Genomic DNA, 23,973 nt, shown 5'->3' with positions numbered 1-23,973 from the left:
GCCACGAAGGACGCTGTTGCGCCGGGCTATACGGTCCGCCGCGCCGCGGTTCTGCTCGGCCAGATGGCGGGTATAGTCCCTGCGGAATTGCCCCGCCTCCACCCGTGCCCTCAGTCCTCGGTGGGTCTTGGCGCGCAGGTTGTCGATGAGCATCTCGGCCATGATCGAGGTGATGCCGATCCGCAGCTTGTCGATCTCGCCCGCATCCACTGTGTGGATGGCGATCCCGTGAAAGCTGGCGATGGCGTAGAACTCGGCGGTGTCCTTCATCGGCCGGCTGATCCGGTCGAGGCTCTCGGCCAGCACGAGATCGAAGCGGCCCGCCGCTAGGTCGGCCGACAGGCGCAGGAAGTCCGGCCGGTCCGGTATATCGCCCAGCATCTCGACCCAGTACTTCACTGCAAATTCCGGCTTCCCGAGATTGCTTTCGACCCATTTTTTGCCAGCGGCTGGGTTGGGTCGCTGCATTCGGGACCAATCGTTGCCATAGCCGAGGGCTTTCAGTTCGAAATGCAGCGTCAGCATTTCCCCAAGGTGCAGGTCATGTCCAGCCTTGAAAGTCCGGCAACTGCCATCAGATAGCTTGCGCAAATCAACGGTTGCAGGTCTGTTCACACGTTCCGCCGGTGGCTTCTGCAAGGGCATTGGCGCGGCGGTAGATATGTTAGGTTCGACGGGCTGGTACTTTGTTGCTGCGGAACTATGGTCCTTCAAGCCAGCGGTCTTCTGCGCACATGACTGCGCCCCCTCTTTGATCTCGACAGCACGACAGCCGGTGGCATCGGGTCGCGAAGCGAACTGGGATGGGGTGTGATCACGATCTCCGGCCAAGGCGAACGAGCCCAGCAAATCTGCGCTCGCCACATGCGTAAACCTGGCAGAATGAGCAGCAACGTTCATCCCCGCTTGGAACCAGTCGCTCTGGTTGATGTACTGCCCGTCCTCGCGGCGCGCCCGTTCTTTAGCAATATCAACCAGGACGCGGCTGGCTTGATAAGCCAGCGCCGGCCAGTCGATGTCACTCTCATCCAGGTGAATGCCGAGGTGTCTCGCAACCGTGCGGAGCGGTGCCCTTGCGACCTCTCGATCCCCAACAGCTAAGGCCTGACGGAGGGCTTCGCTGATCGCGAGCTGTCGCTCCATGGCACATCGAGCGGCAACTGGGCACCGGGCGGGAGCATAGGCTCTCTCCTGCTCAAAGGCTGCGATCTCAAACCGAGCAAGTTCGGTGAGCATCCGTGCCATGATCTGAGGCTCAATCGCCATTCCATTCCCCACCGTCATGGCGAAGGCATGGTCAGTAATCTCCTGTGAGACGAGCGGACAGTATCTTCGCGTCGGAGGGGACTTGAGTGCGAAGAGAAAAACACAAAAAACAGTTTGTTTCTGCTTGATGCCGATTGGTGCCGGATGGCCATCGCCGTCGCCACAGGTAGCCGGCTCCGCGGCGATATAGATGTATTTGACCGTTTCGACTCCGCGACATTCGGAGCCTCCTGTGCAATGCGTTGGGCATCGCCATGTGCACCGAGTCGTGCACTCCATCCCCGGACTGCGGTCACGAAGGGGAAATATCCAATATCTTCAAGCTAGTGATAGGATACTGGCTCCGGCGGTAGGGATCGAACCTACGACCAATTGATTAACAGTCAACTGCTCTACCGCTGAGCTACGCCGGAACACGGGGGCCGTATAGCAATGGGCCGCAAGGTCGTCCAGAGGGCGAATGCGGATTTTTTCACAAAGACATGAATCTTGTGTCCGGACCAAGCGGATCAAGCGGGGCCACGGCGCCCAGATCGGACAGGGCCAGAAGATGCGCCAGGACGTTGCGCGTGGCGGCGGGCATCAGGGCAGGGGCCACCTCATAGATGCGGGCCGCCAGCGTTGCGGCATCCGCGGGGCCATTACGCAGTGCAGCCAAAATCTGGGCGCTGCGCTGGCGCCGGTGGGCGGCCAGGTCGGCCAGGCGGGCCAGTGGTTCCTCGATGGCGTCGCCATGCGTGGGCAGCAGGCGGCGTGGCCGTAACTGCGCCAGGCGGTCCAGCGACCGCAGGTAATCCCCCAGATCCCCGTCCGGGGGCGAGATGATGGTCGAGGACCAGCCCATCACCAGATCGCCGCAGAAGATCTGGTCGTCCCACAGGAAGCTCAGATGGCCACCCGCATGGCCGGGGGTGTGCATGGCTACCAGTTGCCAGCCGTCGCCCTGGACGACGTCTCCGTCGCGAAGGGAAATGTCGGGGGCAAAGGCCAGATCCAGCCCCTCGCCTCCGCCGACGCCCTGATCCGCCAGCCGCCGCATCATTGGCGATCGGCCCGACAGCGCGTCGCCGTAGGCCAGGATCGGTGCGCCGGTCATGTCGGATAGACGGCGCGCGCCGCCGCTGTGATCAAGGTGCGCGTGCGTGACAAGGATATGGCTGATCCGACCCCGCCCAGCCTGCACGATCGCGTCCAGGTGGCCGGGATCGTCGGGTCCCGGGTCGATCACCGCGACCTCGGACCGGCCAAGCAGAAAGGTCGTCGTGCCCGGCCCGGTCAGCGGCGACGGGTTCGGGGCCAGGATGCGCAGGGGGTCTTTCGTCCGTCCGTCCATGCCATTAGCCTTAGCACGACCGACAGGGGTTTCCATGGCAAACCAGGCAGGCGACGGCTGGCTGAAGGGATTTCTGCCGCGCGGGCTTTACGGGCGCGCGGCGCTGATCCTGTTCCTGCCCGTGGTTGTCGTCACGCTGGTGGTCAGCGTCATGTTCCTGCAGCGCCATTTCGAGGATGTGACCCGGCAAATGACCAGCAGCATGGCGCGCGAACTGGCCTTTGTCGCGGCGCGCATCGATCGCGCAGGGGGACAGCGTGACGCGGGCCGCGAAATCGCCGTGCCGCTCGATGTGACCATCAGTGAGCCTGCGGGCAGCCAACAGGGCGACAGACGCTTGTTCTATGACTTTTCGGGCCGCATCGTGATCGAGGTGCTGCGCGAGACGCTGCCCGCGATCCGGGCGATTGATCTGGCCAGCGACGACAAGCGGGTGATCGTCACCATCGATGGCGAGGCCGGACCCTATGCCCTGGCCTTCGACCGCCGCAGGGTCAGCGCGTCCAATCCCCATCAGCTGCTGGTGCTGATGGTGTTCACCTCGTTTCTGATGACAGGGATCGCCACGGTCTTCCTGCGCAATCAGTTGCGTCCCATCCGTCGGCTGGCCGAAGCGGCGGAAGATTACGGCAAGGGCCGGATCGTGGCCTATCGTCCCTCTGGCGCGTCCGAGGTGCGCAGCGCGGGCACCGCCTTCCTGGACATGCGCAACCGGCTGGAACGCCAGAACGAACAGCGCAAGATGATGCTGTCGGGCATCAGCCATGACCTGCGCACGCCGCTTACGCGCCTGCGGCTGGGCTTGTCGATGATGTCGTCCGACATGCCCCCCGATGACGAGGATCTGCGCGCGATGGAAAGCGACATCGCAGAGATGAACCGCATGGTGGATGCCTTCCTGGATTACGCACGGGACGAGGCGCAGGACAGCCCGGCCGAACCCGTCCCGGTCGCCGAGTTCCTGGAGGCCATCCTTGCCGATGCGCAACGCGCGGGCCAGCAGGCCAGGCTGCGCGGCCTGGACGGCGACGCTGGCGGGCGCGCGACCTTCCGGCCCGACATGCTGCGCCGCGCGTTGGAAAACCTGCTTGGCAATGCCGCACGCTATGGCACCCGTGCGGAACTGGATGCCACGCTTGGGCCGCGCAGCCTGCGCATCGGGGTCGAGGACGACGGTCCCGGCATCCCGGACGACAGCCTGGATGCGGCGATGCGGCCATTCACCAGGCTGGACCCCGCGCGGGGACGCAACAGTGGCGGGGGTGCGGGCCTGGGCCTTGCCATTGCCGCGGACGTGGCGCGTGCGCATGGCGGACAGTTGAGGCTGGGGCGGGGACAGCGGCTGGGGGGGCTGCGCGCCGAAATCGTGATCCCGCGATAGGTGGTGGTGGGCGTGCGGGATCGGGAAATATGCGGTATTCTTTGCATCATATTGAACGTGGCGTAACGCACCCCTAGATTGTCACCACGCAGGGGCCGTGTGTCGCCATGACGGGGCCACGGCTTCGGGCAGAAAGGAACGCCTAATGAACGAATTTGCATCTTCGACCTATCCGGTGCTGCCGCTGCGCGACATCGTGGTCTTTCCGCACATGATCGTTCCGTTGTTCGTGGGCCGCGAGAAGTCGGTCCGCGCCCTGGAAGCCGTGATGGAATCGGATAGCCCCATCCTTCTGGCCGCGCAGAAGGACGCCTCGGTCGATGAACCCACGGAAGACGGCATTTTCCGCGCCGGCGTGCTGGCCAATGTGCTGCAGCTGCTGAAGCTGCCCGACGGCACCGTCAAGGTGCTGGTCGAGGGGCGCGAGCGCGTGCAGATCACCGATTTCGTGCCGAACGACGACCATTTCGAAGCCACCGCCATCATCCTGGCCGAAACGCCGGGCGATGCCGCGACCGTCACCGCCCTGGTCCGCACCGTGGCCGAGGAGTTCGAGCGTTACGTCAAGGTCCGCAAGAACATCCCCGAAGAGGTCGTGACCGCCGTGGCCGAGGCGAAGGAGCCCGGCAAGCTGGCCGATCTGGTCGCGGGCCACATGGGCATCGCGCTGGACAAGAAGCAGGATCTGCTGGACACGCTGGACGTGGCCGAGCGGCTGGAGAAGGTCTATTCCCTGATGCAGGGAGAGATGTCCGTCCTGCAGGTCGAGAAGAAGATCAAGTCCCGCGTCAAGACCCAGATGGAGAAGACGCAGCGCGAGTATTACCTGAATGAGCAGATGAAGGCCATTCAGAAGGAGCTTGGCGACGGCGAGGACGGCCAGAACGAGATCGCCGAGCTTGAGGAGCGCATCAAGAAGACCAAGTTCAGCAAGGAGGCCCGCGACAAGGCCGAGGCTGAACTGAAGAAGCTGAAGTCGATGTCCCCGATGTCGGCCGAGGCGACGGTGTCGCGCAACTACCTCGACTGGCTGCTGGCTTTGCCCTGGGGCGTCAAGTCGCGCACCCGCAAGGATCTGGTCGGTGCCGAAAAGATCCTGGATGCCGACCACTACGGCCTGGAAAAGGTCAAGGAACGGATCGTCGAATACCTGGCCGTGCAGACGCGCAGCCAGAAGCTGAAAGGCCCGATCCTGTGCCTCGTCGGCCCTCCGGGCGTCGGCAAGACCTCGCTTGGGCGCAGCGTGGCCAAGGCGACGGGGCGCGAATTCATCCGCATCAGCCTTGGCGGCGTGCGTGACGAATCGGAAATCCGCGGCCACCGCCGGACCTATATCGGGTCGATGCCGGGCAAGATCATCCAGGCCCTGAAAAAGGCCAAGACGACCAACCCGCTCATCCTGCTGGATGAGATCGACAAGATGGGCCAGGACTTCCGCGGCGATCCTGCATCCGCGATGCTCGAGGTGCTGGATCCCGAACAGAACGCGACCTTCGTGGACCACTATCTGGAAGTGGAATACGACCTGTCGAACGTGATGTTCGTGACCACGGCCAACAGCTACAACATGCCGGGGCCGCTTCTGGACCGGATGGAGATCATCAGCCTGTCCGGCTATACCGAGGACGAGAAGCGCGAGATCGCGCGCCAGCACCTGCTGCCCAAGCAGATCGCGGCGAACGGGTTGCGCAAGGGCGAGTTCGAGGTGACGGACGAGGCGCTGACCCATGTGATCCGCTACTACACGCGGGAAGCCGGGGTGCGTTCGCTTGAACGCGAGATCGCCAAGCTGGCCCGCAAGGCCGTGACCGAGATCCTGAAGGGTCAGGTCAAGTCCGTGACGGTGGATGCCGCCAAGGCCGAGGAGTATCTGGGCGTGCGCCGCCACCGTTACGGCCTGGCCGAGAAAGAGGATCAGGTTGGCGTGGTGACGGGTCTGGCCTGGACTTCGGTGGGCGGTGACCTGCTGCAGATCGAGGCGCTGCGCCTGCCGGGCAAGGGCCGGATGAAGACGACCGGGAAACTGGGCGACGTGATGAAGGAATCGATCGACGCGGCATCAAGCTTCGTGCGCTCGATCGCGCCGGAAATCGGGGTCAAGCCGCCGGAGTTCGACCGCCGCGACATCCACGTCCACGTGCCCGAGGGGGCGACCCCGAAGGACGGTCCGTCGGCCGGTATCGCCATGGTGACTTCGGTCGTGTCGGTGATGACCGGCATCCCGGTTCGCAAGGATGTCGCCATGACGGGCGAGGTGACGCTGCGCGGCAACGTGCTGGCCATCGGCGGCTTGAAGGAAAAGCTGCTGGCCGCGCTGCGCGGGGGCATCAAGACGGTGCTGATCCCGGCCGACAATGAAAAGGATCTGGCCGAGATCCCGGACAAAGTGAAGACGGGGCTGACCATCATCCCGGTCAGCAATGTCCGCGAAGTCCTGAAGCACGCCCTGGTGCGGATGCCGGAACCGGTCGAATGGGACGAGGCCGCCGAAGAGGCGGCCGAAGCGGCCCGGATCGCCGCGACGCGCGACGATCGGTCTGCGGGTGCCGTCGCCCACTGAATGAGGAAAGGGGCCGGGTCGCACTGAAACACTCCGTTCAGCAGGACACACGGGGCCGAGTGTTAGACCCGCTGCCCTAAAAAGCATGACAAGGATGCCCGCCAACATCTTGGCGGGCATCTTGCCTTTGTCAGAGAAAACTTACGGCGAACCTGCCACCGAAGAAGGCCGCGCCGTGGCATGAAGCTGGTGAAGCTGTGCCGAAGCTCCTCCTCGGAAAGGAACGTCTTCTGGAGCATGTCGCTCTTCGGGAAAGAACTGATGGCTGATCGCGTAAACTCGTTGCCATAGGTAGCGCGGGCGATATCCAAGCGGGTTATGATGCAGCAGATTTCCTTGTCCTGATCCGGTTCATCGCCACCTTCCGCGACGACACGAAGTTGGCCTTGGGAAGTTCGCTGCCGGAAGCTGCGTGGACTGCGTCGATGATCTTGGACAGCGCGCTTCCGCCTTGCCTTGACAGGCCGTTGCCGCCGAACTCCGTTGTTGCACCTGTCACGTATTTGTGCCGCTCCAGGTGCTCGGTAAGGCTGGTTGGCGTCTGGAGGCCAAGAGGCTTTTTCCCAACGCTGAATGGCGACGGCGACGTTGTTTAACAACAGGGGCCGTCCTGACATTGCCAAAGTCCGCCGACCGGCTAAGCTGGGGCCATGACACGCGTTCTTACCCTTGTTGCACTTGCCCTGATTGCCCAGCCTGCCTGGGCCGCCGATCCGCTTGCCGGCACCTGGCGCACCCAGCCCGGCAAGAGCGGCGGCTTTGGCCATGTCGAGATCGTGCCCTGCGGCGGCGCCTTGTGCGGAACCGTCGTCGAAACCTTCGATGCAAGCGGCCGGCCTGTCGCGGCAAGCGACCTTGGCGCGGTGATCCTTGACGGGATCGCCCCCACGGGGAACGGCGGCTATGGCAAGGGCCGCATCATAAACCCCGAAACCGGACGCAGCTATACCGCTCGCCTGGTTCTGCGCGGCGATGCGCTGGACATCGGCGGATGCGTGATGATGATCTGCCGCAATGCAGGGACATGGCAGCGGGTCAGATGACGGGCAACGCCCGGCCCAGGCTGTCGTGGCCTTGATCCGGGCCGTCCAAGCGCCCTTGTGACCGCAATCCCGCGCGATGCTGCACGAAACCTCTGGGGGCCGTTCGGGTTATCCTTCTGGCCCGCCCTGGGCTTGACCCAATCGCATCGGTGCGGATGACAGCGAGGACCAATGGATCAGCCTTATTGCGGACCAGGTGTTGCCCCTGGCGATCTGTGGACCGCCTGGAACATCGATCCGCCGGTGCTGATCGGGTTGGCGGTGCTGGCCTGGATGTTGTGGCGGCATGGGGCCGGCAGGGCAGGGGGTGTGGCTGTCATCGCGCTTGCGATTGCCTTCGTGTCGCCGCTTTGTGCGCTGACCGTCGCCCTGTTTTCGGCCCGGGCGGCGCATCACCTTCTTCTGGCCGGCGTGGCCGCCCCTGCGCTGGCATGGGCCTGGCCCCTGGCCCGACGCCTGCCGGCGCAGGCCGGCGCGGCTGGAATGGCCGCGGCGATGGCGGCGTGGCACCTGCCTGCGGTTTATGATGCGATCTGGCGGTCGGACGCGGTCTATTGGGCCATGCAGGCGGCCTTGCTGCTGCCCGCCTGGGCGTTCTGGTCCGTCGTCCTGACCGGCAGTCGATCAGAAGCCTTGGGATATCAGGTGCTGAGCCACAGCTTCCTGACGCTGGGCCTTGCCGGAGTGATGGGTTTCCTGGGCGCGATCCTGACCTTTGCGCCGGGGGTGCTGTATCTTCAGCATGTTGACGGCGCGGCCATGTGGGGTCTTGGCGCGATCGACGATCAGCGTCTGGCGGGGCTGATCCTTTGGGCGCCGGGCTTCCTGCCGATGGCGGCATTGGCGGGCTGGATGCTGCGGCGAAGCTGGCGGCAGGGCTTTGCCGCATGATCGCGACGCTGAAAGCGATCCATATCGCGGCGATGCTGTGCTGGTGTGCGGGGCTGGTCGCCCTGCCGCTGTTGCTGATCACCTATGGGCACGCCCAGCGGCAGCTCCGCTATACCGAGTTTCGGATGCTGACCCACTATGGATACGTCGGTTTCGCGACCCCGGCCGCCGTGATCGCGGTGGTCGCCGGAACCGCGCTGATTTTCGTGGCCGAGGTGTTCGACCTGTGGCTGATCGCCAAGCTGGCCTTTGTCAGCGCGATGGCGATGGTCCATGCCTGGATCGGCCATCTGATCGAACAGTCGGGCCTGCAGCGACATGGCCAGGGCGACGATCCGACCCGCGGCTATCGGATGCCCTATCCCGGCATCGCGCTTGCCGTGATCCTGCCTGCGATTGCCGCAATCCTGTGGCTGGTGCTTGCCAAGCCTGACCTTGCCTGGGCGGCAGAGTTGCTGCCGTTCATCCAGGAACCTCGGGGTCAGTTGCCATGATCCTGCTGTGTCCCGATCTGATAGTCGAAGACCAGCTTGCCGCCGTGCCATCCGGTGATCGTGGTCATCAGAAGCCCCAGGGCCGAGATGAGGATGCCCACCGGCAGCACGGCTTCTTGCGGGTCGGGCAGGCGATAGCCCCAGTTGACGCCCAGGACCGACAGCAGCGTGCAGGCCAGGATGGCATGTGTCCAGCTTGGCGCACGGATGCGGATGCCCGGCACGATCAGCAATTCGACCGTGCCGCTGATGCCGGCGATAACGCCCATGATGAAACCTATGCCCGCCGTCCACACGGCCGCGCGCGGCCAGAATGGATCGCCAGTCCACCAGAACATCGCATCGGCACCGAAGGTCAGGAACGCAAGCGCGATAGGATAGGTGATCAGCATCGCGTGCAGCGGATGGCCCGCAATCGCGAACTTGGATTCAGTGTCGTTGAAGGCCGCGTGCTCCTCGATCGGGTCGGAAAGCCTGCGGCGTTGCCGCCAGGTTCGCTTTTGTCGCATCGGCACTGTCCTTTCGGTTCGCGCAAGGGGAAGGCTTGGCCCGCGCTTGCGGTTCCCCTTCTGGCCGGATGCGACAGCGCCTTCAGCACGCTGGCCCCGGCCGGTCCTGCCGCCGAGCAGATTGCCGCGCTGTGGTGGGCGATGCTGATCGGGTCCGGCCTGATCACCGTCCTGGTCCTGGCGCTGGCCGGGCTTGCGGTCTGGCGCGGCCCGCGCCCCTCGGACGAACGGCGCTGGACGATCTGGTGGGGGCTGGGCTTCAGCATGTCGGTCCTGGCCGTGCTTCTGGCCTTCGCGCTGTGGGCGGGCGAGCGGATGATCGCGCGCGACGACGGCGCCCTTCAGGTCCAGGCCGAGGCGCAGCAATGGGGCTGGCGCTTCGTCCAGCCCGGCCCGTCCGGCCCGGTCGAGACCGAGGGGGTGCTGTATGTCCCCGCAGGCCAGCCCTTCGACATCGTGCTAACCAGCCGCGATGTGATCCATTCCTTCTGGGTGCCCCAGCTTGGCGGCAAGATGGACGCGATCCCTGGCCACCGCAACGTCCACCGCCTGATGGCCGACGCGCCCGGCACGCACGAGGGCCTGTGCGCCGAGTTCTGCGGCATCGGCCATGCCGCCATGCGCTTCGAGGTGGTGGTCTATGATCCCGCCGCCCCGCCGCCCTTCGTTTCCGCCGAAAGCCTTCCATGACCGAAGATCAACACGCCATCGCCCCAAATCCGCCCCGAAAGGCCCTGCTGCTGCACCGGCAGTTGGATCGGGTCTGGTCGGATCTGCCGGGCTGGCGGGGGACCGTCTGTTCGGTCAACCACGGCACAATCGGGCTGCGGTTCATGGCGACGTCCTTCGCGTTCTTCGCCATCGGCGGCGTGCTGGCGATGCTGATCCGGGCGCAGCTTGCAACGCGGGACGGGGCCTTCCTGGACACGCAGCTTTATAACCAGATCTTCACGATGCACGGCAGCATCATGATGTTCCTGTTCGCCATTCCCATGCTGGAAGGGCTTTCCATGTGGCTGCTGCCCAAAATCCTGGGCGCGCGGGACATGGCCTTTCCGCGCCTGGGGGCGCTTGGCTACTGGTGCTATCTGTTCGGGGGGATCATCATCCTGTCCTCGCTTCTGTTCGGCGTGGCCCCGGACGGCGGCTGGTTCATGTATGTGCCCCTGTCGGGCAAGACCTATTCCCCCGGCATCAACGCCGATGTCTGGCTGCTGGGCGTCACCTTCGTCGAAATCTCGGCCGTCGCGGCGGCGGTCGAGATCATCGTCACGATCCTGCGCCTGCGCGCGGCGGGCATGGCCCTGACGCGGATGCCGCTGATGGGCTGGTACATGCTGGGAACGGCCGCGATGATGCTGGTGGGCTTTCCGCCGCTGATCCTGGGTTCCATCCTGCTGGAACTGGAACGCGCCTTCGACTGGCCCTTCTTCGAGGTCATGCGCGGGGGTTCCCCCATGCTGTGGCAGCACCTGTTCTGGCTGTTCGGCCACCCCGAGGTCTATATCATCTTCCTGCCTGCCGCGGGCGTGCTGTCCACCATCATCCCGGTCTTCGCGCGCGTGCCGATCCTGGGCTATGGGGCGATCGTGGCGGCGATCCTGGGGCTGGTGTTCCTGTCCTTCGGGCTGTGGGTGCATCACATGTTCACGGTGGGCATCCCGCACATGGCCCTGGCCTTCTTTTCCGCCGCCTCGGCCCTGGTGGCGGTGCCGACCTCGGTCCAGATCTTCGCCTGGATCGGGACCATGTGGGCGGGCCGGGTGGAATTGCGCCTGCCGATGCTGCATGTCGCGGGCTTCTTCCTCACCTTCGTCATGGGCGGGCTGACGGGCGTGATGCTGGCCATGGTTCCGTTCAACTGGCAGGCTCACGACACGCATTTCGTCGTGGCGCATCTGCATTACGTCCTGGTCGGCGGCTTCGTCTTTCCGATTCTGGCCGGGATCACCTACTGGATGCCGATGATCAGCGGCCGCTTTCGCGTGCGCGCCTTGGGCGAGACCGCGTTCTGGCTGATCCTGGTGGGTTTTCACGGCACCTTCTTCCTGATGCACCTGACCGGGTTGCTGGGGATGCCGCGCCGGATCGACCGCTATCCCGACAACCCCGAATGGGAATGGCTGAACCTGATATCGTCCATCGGCGGGATGGTCATGGCGATGGGTTTCGCGCTGTTCGTGCTGGACATCGCGATGCAGTGGCTGTTCGGGCGGCGCAGCCACCGCAACCCCTGGCGGGCGCCGACGCTGGACTGGGCGATGGCCCTGCCCGCGCCGTCCTATAACTTCGCCTCGTTGCCCGGACCGGGACGGGACGATGCCGGGGCCATCCTGCCCCTGGCGCGGGGCGAGGGGCTGCTGCCCGGCGCGCCGCGCAACCGGCGCGAGGTTCTGGTGACGGATGCCGGCACGGGCCGCCCCAGCCACGTCGCGGTGATGCCGGGCAATACCGCCCTGCCGATCTGGACCGCCATGGTCTTGGGCAGCTTCTTCCTGCTGATGCTGGCGGGCCTTTATGTCGTGACTCCGCTGGCTATCGCCGCGATCCTGTGGGCGGGCTGGCAATGGGGCGGCTTCATGGGCAGCAGGGCCGATGCGCCCGCCATCCAGGCCGCGCCGGGCCTGTCCCTGCCCGAACACTGGCAAGTCCGCCAGACCCTTGCCTACAGTGGAACGGTCACGCTGCTGGTCGCGGACGGCACGCTCTATGCATCGCTGCTGTTCGGGGTGGGGTTCCTGACGGTCATCGCCCCGAACTGGCCTGCCCCCGTCAGCGGCCTTGGCCTTGGCGCGCTGCTGACCGCCGGGGCCGCCCTGTCGGTCATGACCGTGGCCACCCTTGCCGCCCGGCTGGCCGAAACGCGGCGGGCCACCCCGTCTGGCGCGGGCTTCGCGCTGGCGGGCGTTCTGGCCGCAGGGCTGGCGCTTGTGCTTCTGGGCGGGCTGGCGATGCTGCTGGACGATCCCCGCCGCCATGCCCGAGACGCCCTGCGCGCGGTGTTGCTTGGGTATTCCGTGTTCCACGGGGTCGTGGCGCTGATGCTGGGACTGCGCAGCCTGTGCGACGCCCGGCAGGGACGGACCGGCAGCCAGCGCCGGGGCGCGGCACCCGTCTGGCAGTTGTTCCAGACCTTCTGGCTGACCACCTCCGTCCTGTCCCTGGGCGTCATTGCCGTGCAGGAGATCGGCTGATGATCTGGGTCGCACAGATGCTGGCCGGGCCGATGCTGTGGGGAGGATTGTTTTCCGCAGTCTATGGACTGCACGGCCTGGGCTGCGCCCTGGACTGGCCTGACCGCGCGACGCCCCTTGGCCCTCTGCATCCGGGCGGGATGATCCTGCTGTGGCTGGTCGGGCTGGGCCTGCACGGCCTGCTGGTCGCGCTGAACCGGGCAGGGGGCAGCGAGACGCAAAGACTGCTGGTCCGGTCGGGCAACTGGGTGGGGGCGGTCGCCAGTGCCGTGACGCTGCTTCCGGTCATCGTCACCTCGAGCTGCGGCTAAGTCGCTTTCAGGGAATGACCGGCGGCAGCCCCCGGTCGTCCTTCAACGTCTTCAACACGATCTCCGACCGGACCTGGGACACCTGCGGATGGGGCAGCAGGTGGCGGTGGACGAAGTCGGCAAAGGCATCCAGGTCCCGTACATGCACGTCCAGGATGTAGTCGGCATCGCCCGACACCGAAAAGGCTGACCTGATCTGGGCGTGGCTTTCGACGAAGCGGGAAAAATCGTCGTCCTTGCGCTGCCCGTGGCTGGCCAGGTTCACGCGGATAATGGCGCGCAGGCCATAGCCCAGCCTCGCCGCGCTGAGCCGGGCCGCATATCCCTCGATCACACCGGACTGTTCCAGGGCGGCCCGCCTGCGCGAACACTGGGAAGCGGACAGGTTCACAACCTCGGCCAGGGCGGCATTGGTCATGGCGCCGTCCCGCTGCAAGGCGGCAAGGATTGCAAGGTCGAAGCTGTCGAGGCTTGCAACGTGCGTCATATAGCCCCTTCCCGCATGTTTCGTGCGAATCCTGCCCCACAATGGGCCGTTTCGCAAGCATCGTGCATGTCCCTTGTGACATTCTTGTTGCACGCGCAACGAACAGGAGGAAGCCATGGGACCGTTCCCGCACAACGCCCCCAAGGCGACGATCAGCGACATCAATCCCGCCGGAACCGACGGCTTCGAGTTTGTCGAATACGCCCATTCCGACCCGCAGGTGCTGGATCGGATCTTCCGACAGATGGGCTTCACGCCTGTGGCCAGGCACCGGACCAAGGACATCACCCTGTATCGCCAGGGCGACATCAACTATCTGCTGAACGCCGATCCTCACAGCCATGCTGCAGGCTTCGTCGCCGAACACGGCCCCTGTGCGCCGGCAATGGCCTGGCGCGTGGTCGATGCCCAGGTGGCGTTGAAGCGCGCTCTGGATCTGGGCGCCACCGAATATACAGGCCCCGGCAAGTCAATCGACGCCCCAGCCGTTTACGGCATCGGCGGATCGCTTCTGTATTTCATCGACAGATACGGCGCCGGAGGCAGCGCCTATGACGCCGACTACGACTGGCTGGGCGAACCCGATCCCTGTCCCGAAGGCTTCGGCTTCTACTACCTTGACCACCTGACCCACAACGTGATCCGGGGCAACATGGATACGTGGTACAAGTTCTACCACGACACGTTCAATTTCCGCGAGATCAAGTATTTCGACATCAAGGGCAAGCAGACCGGCCTTGTCAGCCGCGCGCTGACCAGCCCCGATGGCAAGATCCGCATCCCCATCAACGAATCCACCGACGACCACAGCCAGATCGAGGAATACCTGCGCGAATACAAGGGCGAGGGCATCCAGCACATCGCCATCGCGTCCGAGGACATCTATGCCGGCACCGACCGGATCGCGGATGCAGGGATGGAGTTCATGCCGGGACCGCCCGACACCTATTACGAGATGTCGCACCGCCGCGTGAAGGATCACCAGGAACCCATCGACCGCATGAAGAAACGCGGCATCCTGATCGACGGCGAAGGCGTGGTCGGCGGAGGAGAGACGCGGATCCTGTTGCAGATCTTCTCGAAAACGGTGATCGGGCCGATCTTCTTCGAATTCATCCAGCGCAAGGGCGACGATGGCTTCGGCGAAGGCAATTTCCGCGCCTTGTTCGAGTCGATCGAGGAAGACCAGGTCCGCCGCGGCGTGCTGTCCGCAACACCCGCCGAATAGGTCAACGCCCATTCTGGCCCGCCCCTTGTCCGGGGGCGGGTCTTTTCACAAGATCACGCACATGGCCTGGACCGATTATTCATCCGCCCCCGCGCCGGGCACCCCTGTCTGCAAGGCGGCGCAGGTGGGCTGTGGCGTCCTGTCCCTGTCGGTGACGACCGGCAGGGGGGCCTTTCCGCTGTTGCTGCTGCGCGCGGGCGGCGACCTGCGCGCCTATGTCAACGCCTGCCCGCACCAGTATCTGCCGCTGGATTACCGCAGCGATCGGCTTGTCTCGGCCGACGGGACGATGCTGATGTGTTCCGCCCATGGCGCCCGCTTCGACATCCTGACCGGCGCGGCCGTGGCAGGCGCCGATTGCGGCTTGGACCCGGTGCCGGTCGCCGTGGTGGACGGCACGGTGGTGATCGGGGGCTGAGGCGCTTCTTGCGGGGGCGTGTCGGGGGCTGTAAACCCGCGCCCAACGAAAGGAAACGTCATGTCGATCACCGAGGATCAGGCCCGCAAGGTCGCCCATCTGGCACGCATCGCCGTCGATGACGCCGCCTTGCCCGCGTTGGCGCGCGAACTGAACGGCATCCTGCACTTCATGGAACAGCTGAACGAGGTGGACGTCACCGGCGTCGAGCCGATGACCGGCGTCACCCCCATGCGCCTGAAACGGCGCGTGGACGAGGTGACGACCGGCAGCATGGCCGACCGGATCCTGTCCAATGCCCCCGATGCGCGCGAGGGGTTCTTTGCCGTCCCGAAGGTGGTGGAATGACTGACCTGAACACGCTGACCATCGCCGATGCGCGCGACGCGTTGCGCAAGGGCGACACCACCGCCGTCGAACTGACCGAAGCCTGCCTGACCGCCATCGAAGGCGCGGGCGCGCTGAACGCCTTTGTCCACCACACGCCGGACCTGGCGCGCGACATGGCCCGTGCCGCCGATGCCCGCATCAAGGCCGGCGAGGCGACCGCGCTGACCGGGATCCCGCTGGGCATCAAGGATGTCTTCTGCGTGAGGGGCGTGCCGTCGCAGGCCGCCAGCCGCATCCTGGAAGGCTTCCGGCCGGAATACGAATCCACCGTGACGCAGAACCTGTGGAACGCGGGCGCGGTGATGCTGGGCAAGCTGAACCAGGACGAATTCGCGATGGGTTCGGCCAACGAATCCAGCTGCTATGGCCCGGCCGTGAACCCCTGGAAGGTGGACGACCGGCAACTGACGCCGGGGGGCAGTTCGGGCGGCTCGGCTGCAGCGGTTGCGGCGGATCTGTGCCTGGCCGCGACCGGGACCGACACCGGCGGGTCGATCCGCCAGCCCGCGGCCTTCACCGGCATCGTGGGGCTGAAGCCCACCTATGGCCGGGTCAGCCGCTGGGGCGTGATCGCCTATGCGTCGTCCTTGGACCAGGCCGGGCCGATGACCAAGACGGTGCGCGATGCGGCGATCATGCTGGGCGCGATGGCATCCGTCGATCCGCAGGATTCGACCAGTGCCGACGTGGCCGTTCCCGATTACGAATCCCTGTTGACCGGCGACATCCGCGGCAAGCGCATCGGCATTCCGCGCGAATACCGCGTCGAAGGGATGCCGCCGGAAATCGACGCGCTGTGGCACAAGGGCGCCGAGATGTTGCGCGACGCGGGCGCCGAGATCGTGGACATCAGCCTGCCCCACACGAAATACGCGCTGCCCGCCTATTACGTCATCGCGCCTGCCGAGGCATCGTCGAACCTCGCCCGCTATGACGGGGTGCGCTATGGCCACCGCGCCCGGCTGGGCCAGGGCGACGGCATCACCGAGATGTATGAAAAGACCCGCGCCGAGGGCTTTGGCCCCGAGGTGCAGCGCCGCGTGATGATCGGCACCTATGTGCTGTCTGCGGGCTTCTACGACGCATATTACAACCGCGCCCGCAAGGTCCGCGCGCTGATCAAGCGCGATTTCGAGATCGCCTTTGCCGAAGGCATCGACGCGATCCTGGCGCCCACCACGCCCTCGGCGGCCTTCGGCCTGGGGGCCATGGACAGCAGCGACCCGGTGCAGATGTATCTCAACGACGTCTTCACCGTCACGCTGAACCTTGCCGGTCTGCCGGGCATCGCGGTTCCCGTGGGCCAGGACAAGCAGGGGCTGCCGCTGGGCCTGCAGATGTTCGGCCGCCCCTTCGAGGAAGGCGAGCTGCTGAATCATGCCCTTGTCCTGGAACGCGCCGCCGGATTTGTGGCAAAGCCCAGACGCTGGTGGTAGGGTCGCCCCAGTGGCATATCCAGGAGGCGTGATGCGCGGCTGTCTGATCCTTTCGGTGCTGGCGCTTGCCGGCTGTGGCGAACACCTGGGCTGGAACCCGAACTACAACTTCGGCCCGACCCGCTATGGCGAATACCGCGCTGCGCGAGAGGCTGCCTTGGTGACGGCCACGGAACCGCCCAGCACCATCCCGGTCGCGCGACCCTTCTATGCCCCCACCGCTGCGGAGATCGCGGGACAAAGCCCCGTGCCGATCCCGCCCACCATGGGCGTGGCCAAGGTCCGGGTGGTCAGGCCCGCTGTCGTCCCCGCGCCCCGTGCCGGCGAACCTGTCGTGATCGTGCCCCAATCCATGCGCACGGGCAGCCAGCCCCCATTGTGAGCGACGGCTTTCCCAGCCCCAACCACGGCGACAGGCGCGGCCAGCGTCCCGAACTGATCGTCCTGCACTATACCGGCATGGCGGACACCGCCGAGGCCCGCGCGCGCCTCTGCGACCCCAGGGCCGAGGTCAGCGCGCACTGGCTGGTTCACGAGGACGGCCGAACCGAAGCCCTTGTCCCCGAGGATCGCCGCGCCTGGCACGCCGGCGCCGGTTCCTGGCGGGGCCGGGATGACGTGAACTCGCGCAGCATCGGGATCGAGATCGCCAATCCCGGTGACCGTCCCTTTCCCCTGGCCCAGATGAATGCGGTCGTTGCCCTGCTGCGCGACGTCATGGCCCGCTGGCAGATCGGTCCTCAGGGCGTGATCGCCCACTCCGACATGGCCCCCGGCCGCAAGATCGACCCCGGCCCCCGCTTCGACTGGCAGCGCCTGGCGCAGGAGGGCCTAGCCTTGCCGGGGGGGCAGGGACCGGACCTGCCGCTGGCCGACAGCCTGACCCGCATCGGCTATCCCCCGGTTGACCCTGCCATCCGCCTGGCCGCGTTCCGCCTGCGGTTCCGTCCCTGGGGGCAGGGGGCCGAATGCGCTGCCGATCGCCGCTGCGCAGCCTTCGTTGCCGCTTTCCTGGCCGCTGCCGAGGATGGCGTCGGGGTCTGACACCCGCGTGCCGCAAGCCCTGCCCGGTGACGCAAATTATTTTCCACATCCCCCGAAATTTCCGCTTGCGCCCCCCTGCGGCTTTGCCTAAACACCGCCCCACGCCACCTGGCAAAGACAGGGCGGCGCGAAAAAGTGGCCCGTTCGTCTATCGGTTAGGACGTCAGGTTTTCAACCTGAAAAGAGGGGTTCGACTCCCCTACGGGCTGCCACTTTCCTTTCGAAGGCTAGATTGCACCATCCATCCCTCGGGGCGGGTCCTGTGGTTTTTCGAAGCGTTCGACCGGCTTGTCCGCTCATCCAGAGCTGATTGCCGTGTCTTGCCTATGCGTCATCATCGACGTGGATGGCGGCAGGGCATGTGTCGCAGTGCAACTGCCCTCACGACGAACTAGGCCATCACAGCAGTAGGCTGCGCCGCTGTTGCAGCGCAAAGACGCCGCCCCTGCCTTTCGGCAGGGGGTTGATCAGGCACATTCGTGACTGTTGGCCTAGACGGGGGCGCCCTGTCGTGCGGCCTTGCGGCGGGCCACCCGTGCCCGGATCGCCTCGACATCGGTGACGGGGGTCGCGGCGAACAACTGGCGGGTATAGGGATGGGTCGGGTTGGCAAAGATCGCGTCGCGCGTTCCCTGTTCCACCGCCACGCCTTCGGAAATCACCATCACCTCGTCCGCGATATAGCGGACGACCGACAGGTCGTGGCTGACGAAGACATAGGTCAACCCCATCTCGTCCTGAAGGTCGGCCAGAAGGTTCAGGACCTGCGCCTGCACCGACAGATCCAGGGCCGAGACGGGTTCGTCCAGAACCAGCAGCGAGGGGTTCAGCATCAGGGCCCGCGCAATGGCGATCCGCTGCCGCTGCCCGCCGGAAAACATGTGCGGATAGCGGTTGTAGTGCTCGGGCATCAGTCCGACCTTTTGCAGCATCGCCCGCGCCCGGTCGCGGCGTTCGGCGGCGGGAACGTCCGTGTTGATGACCAGCGGCTCGGTCAGCACGTCGCCGATCTTCTGGCGCGGGTTCAGGCTGCCGTAAGGGTTCTGGAACACCATCTGCACCTTGGACCGCAGATCCGGGCCAGGACGGCGGGCACTGATGTCCACGCGCTGCCCGTCGATCAGCAATTCGCCCTGGCTGGGCGCGTCAATCAGCGCGATGATGCGGGCCAGCGTGGACTTGCCCGACCCGGATTCGCCGACGATGGCCAGGGTCTTGCCCTTTTGTACCGCAAAGTCGATGCCCTTGACGGCACGAACATTCTTGGCGCGGCGCAGCATGTTGCCCGGGACGTGGTAATCGCGGACGATGGCGCGTCCTTCGACAACGGGGGTCATCATACGGCCTCCTTGTCGAAGAAGTCGGACACGGTGGGCAGGCGGTCGCCGGTCGCGTGTTCCGGCAGTGCCGACAGCAGCGCGCGGGTATAGGGGCTTTGCGGGTTTTCGAACAGATCCAGCACCTCGGCCTCCTCCATCTTGCGGCCCTTGTACTGGACCACCACGCGGTCGGCGGTTTCGGCCACCACGCCCATGTCATGGGTGATCAGGATCAGGCCCATGCCGTAGTCTTCCTGCAAGGACATCAGCAGATCCAGGATCTGCTTCTGGATGGTTACGTCCAGCGCGGTCGTGGGTTCGTCCGCGATCAGCAGCCGCGGGTTCGAGGCGATGGCGATGGCGATCATCACCCGCTGGCACTGCCCGCCCGACAACTGGTGGGGATAGGATTTCAGCTTTTCCTCGGGGCTTGGAATGCCGACTGCGCGGAACAGCTCCAGCGCGCGGTCTCGGGCGGCCTTGCCCGACAGGCCCAGGTTGAAGCGCAGCACTTCCTCGATCTGGAAACCCACCGTGAAGGACGGGTTCAGCGAGGCCACGGGTTCCTGGAAGATCATCGTGATCTCGCGCCCGATCAGCTTGCGCCGTTGCGCATCGGTCATGGCCAGCATGTCCTGGCCGTCATAGGTCATCTCGTCGGCGGTGACGGTGGCGGTGTCGGGCAGAAGACCCATCACCGCCAGCATGGACACCGACTTGCCGGACCCGGATTCGCCGACGATGGCCAGAACCTCGCCTCGGTCCACGGACAGGTCCACCCCGTCCACCGCGGTGAAGCTTCCGGTGGCGGTGGCGAAGCGGACGGTCAGGTTGCGGATGGTCAGAAGGGACATCGGTCAGCTCCGCTTCAGCTTGGGGTCAAGCGCATCGCGCAATCCGTCGCCCATCATGTTGATCGCCAGGACCGAGATCAGGATGGCAAGCCCCGGCAAGGTGACGACCCACCAGGCGCGCAGAATGAATTCGCGCGCCTCGGCCAGCATGGTGCCCCATTCGGGCGCGGGCGGCTGCGCGCCCATGCCCAGGAACCCAAGCGCCGCCGAATCCAGCACGGCCGAGGAAAAGGACAGCGTGGCCTGCACGATCAGCGGGCCAAGGCAGTTGGGCAGGATAGTCTTGAACATCAGGCGCAGGTTGCCCGCGCCCGCCACGCGCGCGGCGGTGACGTATTCGCGCCGCATCTCGCCCATGACGGCGGCGCGGGTCAGGCGGGCGAAATGGGGTTGATAGACGATGGCGATGGCGATCATCGCATTGGTCAGCCCCGGTCCCAGCACGGCCACCAGCACCAGGGCTAGCAGCAGCGACGGGAAGGCCAGAATTACGTCCATCACCCGCATGATGACGGAATCGACCCAGCCTCCGAAAAAGCCCGCGATCAGCCCGATGATGACGCCGCCGACCAGGGCGATGGCCACCACGACAATGCCGATGAACAGCGAATACTGCGCGCCGAAGATCAGCCGCGACAGCATGTCCCGGCCCACGGCATCGGTGCCCAGCAGGAACTCAGCCCGGCCGCCCTCCTGCCAGACGGGCGGCAACAGGAAGGCATCGCGGTATTGCGTCGTCGGGTCATGCGGCGCCAGAAGCGGCGCGAAGACCGCGGTCAGAACCAGCAGGATGAAGACGACCAGTCCGGCCACGGCGCCCCGGTTCTGGCGGAAATAGAACCAGAATTCGGCCAGCATCTGGCGGCGGATCGCGCTGCTGGACAGTTGGACGGTATCGCTCATGTCGCGCGGATCCTCGGGTTGATAAGGCCATAGGTCAGATCGACCAGCAGGTTCACAAGCATCACAAGGCCCGCGATCAGCAGCAGGCCCGACTGCACCACCGGATAATCCCGGCGAGAGATGGAATCGATCATCCACTTGCCGATGCCGGGCCAGCTGAAGATCGTCTCGGTCAGGATGGCGCCGGCGATCAGCACGCCGATCTGAAGGCCGATGGTGGTCACGACCGGGATCATCGCGTTGCGCAGCGCATGGACGCCGATCACGCGGCGCGACGGCATCCCCTTGGCGCGGGCGGTGCGGACATAATCCTCGCCCATCACCTCCAGCATGGCGGAGCGGGTCTGGCGCGCGATCACCGCCAGCGGGATAGTGGCCAGCACGATCGAGGGCAGGATCAGGTGGCTGACGGCGGATGCAAACGCGCCGTCCTGTCCCGACATCAGGCTGTCGATCAGCATGAAGCCAGTTCCTTCGGGGAAGTAATACATCAGGCTGATGCGGCCCGACACCGGCGTCCAGCCGAGATAGCCGGAAAAGAAGATGATCAGCAGAAGGCCCCACCAGAAGATCGGCATCGAAAAACCCACAAGGGCCGAGGTCATGGACACCTGGTCGAACCAGCTGCCGCGCTTGATCGCGGCTAGCACGCCCACCGGCACGCCGATCAGCGTGGCGATGATGATCGCGCAAAGGCCCAGTTCCAGCGTCGCCGGGAACAGGGCCAGGAACTCGTCCAGGACGGGCCTTTTGGTGACAAGCGAATTGCCCAGGTCGCCCTGCAGCAGGCGCCCCAGGAAATCCAGATATTGCATCACCAGCGGTTTGTCGAAGCCCAGTTGCGCGCTGAGTTCGGCATGGCGTTCGGGCGACACGCCGCGTTCCCCCGCCATCAGCAGCACCGGATCACCCGGCAGGATGCGGACGAAGCCGAAGGCGACGATCGTGATCCCCAGGAATGTCGGGATCAGATACAGCAGTTTCGAAAGGAGGAAGCGGACCATGTGCCTTGTTCCTTAGGGAACGCGCGGGTTTTCGACCCGCGCGTTCGTTTGTCGGACGATATCACGCGAAAAGGCTTATTCGGCCAAATCTACGTTCTCGAAGGTAAAGTCGCCAAGCGGGCTCATCACGAAGCCCGTCACCTCGGCCCGCATCGGCACGTATTGGGTCGAATGCGCGATGGTCAGCCAGGGGGCCTGTTCCTTGAAGATGACCTGGGCCTGTTCGTAAAGCTTTGTGCGCTCCGCCTGCTCCGAGGTTACCTTGGCCTGTTGCAGCAGGTCCGAGAACTCCTCGTTGCACCAGAAGGCGCGGTTGGCGCCGCCTTCCTTGGCGGCATCGCAGGACAGCAGCACCGACAGGAAGTTGTCGGGGTCGCCGTTGTCGCCGGTCCAGCCCAGGATCACCGCGCCGTCGCGCCCGGCTTCCATCGACTTCTGCAGGTATTCGCCCCATTCATAGGACACGATCTCGGCATTGACGCCGACCTTGGACAGGTCTTCCTGCATCAGTTCGGCCGTGCGGCGGGCATTGGGCATGTAGGGCCGCTGAACGGGCATCGCCCAGATGTTCATCGACAGGTCGGTGACGCCTTCTTCCTCCAGCATGGCCTTGGCGGCTTCGGGATCGTAGGGATCGTCCTCGACGGCCTCGTTATAGGACCACATGGTCGGCGGGATCGGGTTCTTGGCCGGTTCCGCAGCGCCCTGGAACACGGCGTCGATGATGGCTTCCTTGTTGATGGCCATGTTCAGCGCCTTGCGGACCTTCGGATTGTCGAAGGGCGCAACCGTGGTGTTATAGGCCAGATAGCCCACGTTCAGGCCCGGCTGTTCGTCCAGCTTCAGGCTGTCGTCGGCCCGGATCGATTCCAGGTCGGCGGGCGAGGGATAGGGCATCAGGTGGCATTCGCCGGCCTTCAGCTTTTGCAGGCGGACCGAAGGATCGGGCGTGATCGCGAAGATCAGGTCGTCGATCTTGGGCGCCTCGCCCCAATAGTCGGCGTTCTTCTGATAGCGGATCACCGCGTCCTTCTGATAGGCTACGAAGCGGAACGGACCCGTCCCGATGGGCGCGTTGTTCAGGCCTTCCTTGGCCCCCGCCGCTTCCAGCGTGTCGGCGTATTCCTTGGACACGATGGATGCGAAGGGCATCGCGATGTTCGCCAGGAACGGCGCCTCGGGACGGTTCAGCGTGAACTTGACGGTATAGTCGTCGATCTTCTCGACGGACTTCACCAGGTTCGGCATGTCCATCGAGGTATAGTATTCATAGGTGATGCCAGGAATGTACTGGTGCCACGGGTGGTTCGGATCGCCCTGCCGCTGGAACGAGAAGACCACGTCGTCGGCGTTGAAGTCGCGGGTGGGCGTGAAGCGGTCGTTCGAATGGAACTTGACACCCTGGCGCAGCTTGAAGGTGTATTCCGTGCCGTCCTCGGACACTTCCCAGCTTTCGGCCAAGCCCGGCTCGATCTCGGTCGTGCCCTTCTTGAACTCGGTCAGGCGGTTGTAGATCGGATGGCCCGACGCGTCGAACGTCGTGCCCGCCGTATAGGGCGAGGGATCGAAGCCCTCGGGCGAGGCTTCCGAGCAATAGACGAAGGTCTTGGCTTCGGCAAAGGCGGTGGTCAGCGCCAGCGCCGACACGGCCAGCAGGCCATGGGACAGATATTTCATGCGAATGATCCTTTCGCTCTCTGTTGATCTTGCGACCGCGTTGTCGCCATGGGCCTCGCGGTGCGTATTTCTTGGGCAGGTCTCCGATGAGGCAAGTTGCGCCACCAGCGACCGCCTGTAAAGCCGGTTCCCTGCACAAGCTGCAAGCCGGACGTAAGGTCAACCTTCCTTACCCAAACTGCATTCCACGATATTCTGCCCTTTGCGGCAAACCATAAGCCTCTGCTTGGT

23 protein-coding genes and 2 tRNA genes are annotated in these 23,973 nt (G+C 65.1%); 15 read left to right on the top strand and 10 right to left on the bottom strand.

All coding sequences use genetic code 11. The features are described from left to right. The 3 genes from RAH32_RS03620 to RAH32_RS03610 all read right to left on the bottom strand — a co-directional run. Positions 1 to 1,266: recombinase family protein (locus RAH32_RS03620; protein WP_306605145.1), on the bottom strand; the 1,266-nt coding region annotated here is incomplete at its 3' end. Positions 1,267 to 1,604: 338 nt separating this feature from the next. Beyond that, a tRNA-Asn gene (locus RAH32_RS03615) sits at positions 1,605 to 1,679 on the bottom strand. A 59-nt stretch (positions 1,680 to 1,738) separates the two neighbouring features. Continuing rightward, positions 1,739 to 2,599 carry an MBL fold metallo-hydrolase gene (locus RAH32_RS03610; RefSeq protein WP_306605143.1) on the bottom strand — a complete coding sequence of 287 codons (861 nt, stop codon included), beginning with the start codon at positions 2,597 to 2,599 and terminating at the stop codon, positions 1,739 to 1,741. A gap of 34 nt (positions 2,600 to 2,633) precedes the next feature. On the opposite strand from RAH32_RS03610, the gene RAH32_RS03605 reads away from it, so the two are divergent. From RAH32_RS03605 to RAH32_RS03585, 5 genes are all read left to right on the top strand, one after another. Beyond that, positions 2,634 to 3,980, top strand: a complete 1,347-nt coding sequence (locus RAH32_RS03605; protein ID WP_306605141.1) for an ATP-binding protein — start codon at positions 2,634 to 2,636, stop codon at positions 3,978 to 3,980. A gap of 145 nt (positions 3,981 to 4,125) precedes the next feature. After that, entirely contained in the window at positions 4,126 to 6,540 is a 2,415-nt protein-coding gene (gene lon / locus RAH32_RS03600; RefSeq protein ID WP_306605139.1) for an endopeptidase La, read from the top strand. 650 nt (positions 6,541 to 7,190) lie between these two features. Continuing rightward, positions 7,191 to 7,583, top strand: coding sequence for a DUF2147 domain-containing protein (locus RAH32_RS03595; RefSeq protein ID WP_306605137.1), 393 nt, complete (start codon positions 7,191 to 7,193; stop codon positions 7,581 to 7,583). A 171-nt stretch (positions 7,584 to 7,754) separates the two neighbouring features. Then, a complete protein-coding gene (locus RAH32_RS03590) occupies positions 7,755 to 8,474 on the top strand; it encodes a cytochrome c oxidase assembly protein (protein WP_306605135.1) in 720 nt (239 codons plus the stop codon). Next, positions 8,471 to 8,968, top strand: coding sequence for a CopD family protein (locus tag RAH32_RS03585; protein ID WP_306605133.1), 498 nt, complete (start codon positions 8,471 to 8,473; stop codon positions 8,966 to 8,968). Before RAH32_RS03590 ends, RAH32_RS03585 begins: the two co-directional genes overlap by 4 nt. On the opposite strand, the gene RAH32_RS03580 is transcribed toward RAH32_RS03585, so the two are convergent. Beyond that, entirely contained in the window at positions 8,956 to 9,477 is a 522-nt protein-coding gene (locus RAH32_RS03580) for a DUF2231 domain-containing protein (RefSeq protein WP_306605131.1), read from the bottom strand. The two genes, RAH32_RS03585 and RAH32_RS03580, sit on opposite strands and share 13 nt — an antisense overlap. On the opposite strand from RAH32_RS03580, the gene coxB reads away from it, so the two are divergent. From coxB to RAH32_RS03565, 3 genes are read left to right on the top strand one after another with little or no spacing between them, the layout of a single operon-like run. Continuing rightward, positions 9,469 to 10,167, top strand: coding sequence for a cytochrome c oxidase subunit II (gene coxB / locus RAH32_RS03575; protein ID WP_306605129.1), 699 nt, complete (start codon positions 9,469 to 9,471; stop codon positions 10,165 to 10,167). The genes RAH32_RS03580 and coxB overlap by 9 nt on opposite strands. Continuing rightward, a complete protein-coding gene (ctaD, locus tag RAH32_RS03570; RefSeq protein ID WP_306605127.1) occupies positions 10,164 to 12,671 on the top strand; it encodes a cytochrome c oxidase subunit I in 2,508 nt (835 codons plus the stop codon). The genes coxB and ctaD overlap by 4 nt, the downstream gene beginning before the upstream one ends. Then, positions 12,671 to 12,982: a hypothetical protein gene (locus RAH32_RS03565; RefSeq protein WP_306605125.1), complete on the top strand. Its 312-nt coding sequence runs from the start codon at positions 12,671 to 12,673 to the stop codon at positions 12,980 to 12,982. Before ctaD ends, RAH32_RS03565 begins: the two co-directional genes overlap by 1 nt. Before the next feature lie 7 nt (positions 12,983 to 12,989). Here the strand turns inward: RAH32_RS03565 and RAH32_RS03560 are convergent, their stop codons facing one another. Next, on the bottom strand, positions 12,990 to 13,469 hold the full coding sequence (locus tag RAH32_RS03560) for an Lrp/AsnC family transcriptional regulator (protein WP_306605123.1): 480 nt from the start codon (positions 13,467 to 13,469) through the stop codon (positions 12,990 to 12,992). Positions 13,470 to 13,584: 115 nt separating this feature from the next. Between RAH32_RS03560 and hppD the strand changes: the two genes are divergently transcribed. From hppD to RAH32_RS03525, 7 genes are all read left to right on the top strand, one after another. Next, entirely contained in the window at positions 13,585 to 14,697 is a 1,113-nt protein-coding gene (gene hppD, locus RAH32_RS03555) for a 4-hydroxyphenylpyruvate dioxygenase (RefSeq protein ID WP_306605121.1), read from the top strand. 61 nt (positions 14,698 to 14,758) lie between these two features. After that, complete coding sequence (locus RAH32_RS03550) at positions 14,759 to 15,115, top strand: Rieske (2Fe-2S) protein (protein ID WP_306605119.1); 357 nt, start codon at positions 14,759 to 14,761, stop codon at positions 15,113 to 15,115. A gap of 60 nt (positions 15,116 to 15,175) precedes the next feature. After that, complete coding sequence (gene gatC, locus RAH32_RS03545; RefSeq protein ID WP_306605117.1) at positions 15,176 to 15,463, top strand: Asp-tRNA(Asn)/Glu-tRNA(Gln) amidotransferase subunit GatC; 288 nt, start codon at positions 15,176 to 15,178, stop codon at positions 15,461 to 15,463. Then, positions 15,460 to 16,941 carry an Asp-tRNA(Asn)/Glu-tRNA(Gln) amidotransferase subunit GatA gene (gatA, locus tag RAH32_RS03540; RefSeq protein ID WP_306605116.1) on the top strand — a complete coding sequence of 494 codons (1,482 nt, stop codon included), beginning with the start codon at positions 15,460 to 15,462 and terminating at the stop codon, positions 16,939 to 16,941. Before gatC ends, gatA begins: the two co-directional genes overlap by 4 nt. Positions 16,942 to 16,972: 31 nt before the next feature. After that, on the top strand, positions 16,973 to 17,323 hold the full coding sequence (locus tag RAH32_RS03535) for a hypothetical protein (RefSeq protein WP_306605115.1): 351 nt from the start codon (positions 16,973 to 16,975) through the stop codon (positions 17,321 to 17,323). Further along, positions 17,320 to 17,985, top strand: coding sequence for an N-acetylmuramoyl-L-alanine amidase (locus RAH32_RS03530; protein ID WP_306605113.1), 666 nt, complete (start codon positions 17,320 to 17,322; stop codon positions 17,983 to 17,985). The genes RAH32_RS03535 and RAH32_RS03530 overlap by 4 nt, the downstream gene beginning before the upstream one ends. Positions 17,986 to 18,122: 137 nt before the next feature. Continuing rightward, a tRNA-Glu gene (locus RAH32_RS03525) sits at positions 18,123 to 18,197 on the top strand. A 279-nt stretch (positions 18,198 to 18,476) separates the two neighbouring features. Here RAH32_RS03525 and RAH32_RS03520 read toward each other — a convergent pair. The 5 genes from RAH32_RS03520 to RAH32_RS03500 form a co-directional block, all read right to left on the bottom strand. Further along, the gene (locus tag RAH32_RS03520) at positions 18,477 to 19,322 is read right to left on the bottom strand and encodes an ATP-binding cassette domain-containing protein (protein WP_306605220.1); all 846 of its coding nucleotides are present in this window, start codon (positions 19,320 to 19,322) and stop codon (positions 18,477 to 18,479) included. After that, positions 19,322 to 20,158, bottom strand: a complete 837-nt coding sequence (locus RAH32_RS03515; protein WP_306605111.1) for an ABC transporter ATP-binding protein — start codon at positions 20,156 to 20,158, stop codon at positions 19,322 to 19,324. Before RAH32_RS03515 ends, RAH32_RS03520 begins: the two co-directional genes overlap by 1 nt. A 3-nt stretch (positions 20,159 to 20,161) precedes the next feature. Beyond that, the gene (locus RAH32_RS03510; RefSeq protein ID WP_306605110.1) at positions 20,162 to 21,061 is read right to left on the bottom strand and encodes an ABC transporter permease subunit; all 900 of its coding nucleotides are present in this window, start codon (positions 21,059 to 21,061) and stop codon (positions 20,162 to 20,164) included. Then, positions 21,058 to 22,065, bottom strand: a complete 1,008-nt coding sequence (locus RAH32_RS03505) for an ABC transporter permease subunit (protein ID WP_306605109.1) — start codon at positions 22,063 to 22,065, stop codon at positions 21,058 to 21,060. The genes RAH32_RS03510 and RAH32_RS03505 overlap by 4 nt, the downstream gene beginning before the upstream one ends. A gap of 75 nt (positions 22,066 to 22,140) precedes the next feature. Beyond that, positions 22,141 to 23,742: an ABC transporter substrate-binding protein gene (locus RAH32_RS03500; protein ID WP_306605107.1), complete on the bottom strand. Its 1,602-nt coding sequence runs from the start codon at positions 23,740 to 23,742 to the stop codon at positions 22,141 to 22,143. Positions 23,743 to 23,973 lie beyond the last annotated feature (231 nt).

The organism is Paracoccus yibinensis, from assembly GCF_030846195.1.
GTDB classification, from domain to species: Bacteria; Pseudomonadota; Alphaproteobacteria; order Rhodobacterales; family Rhodobacteraceae; genus Paracoccus; species Paracoccus yibinensis.
The sequence above is the reverse complement of the archived record's forward strand: the minus strand, read 5'-3'. Positions and strand labels throughout refer to the sequence as shown.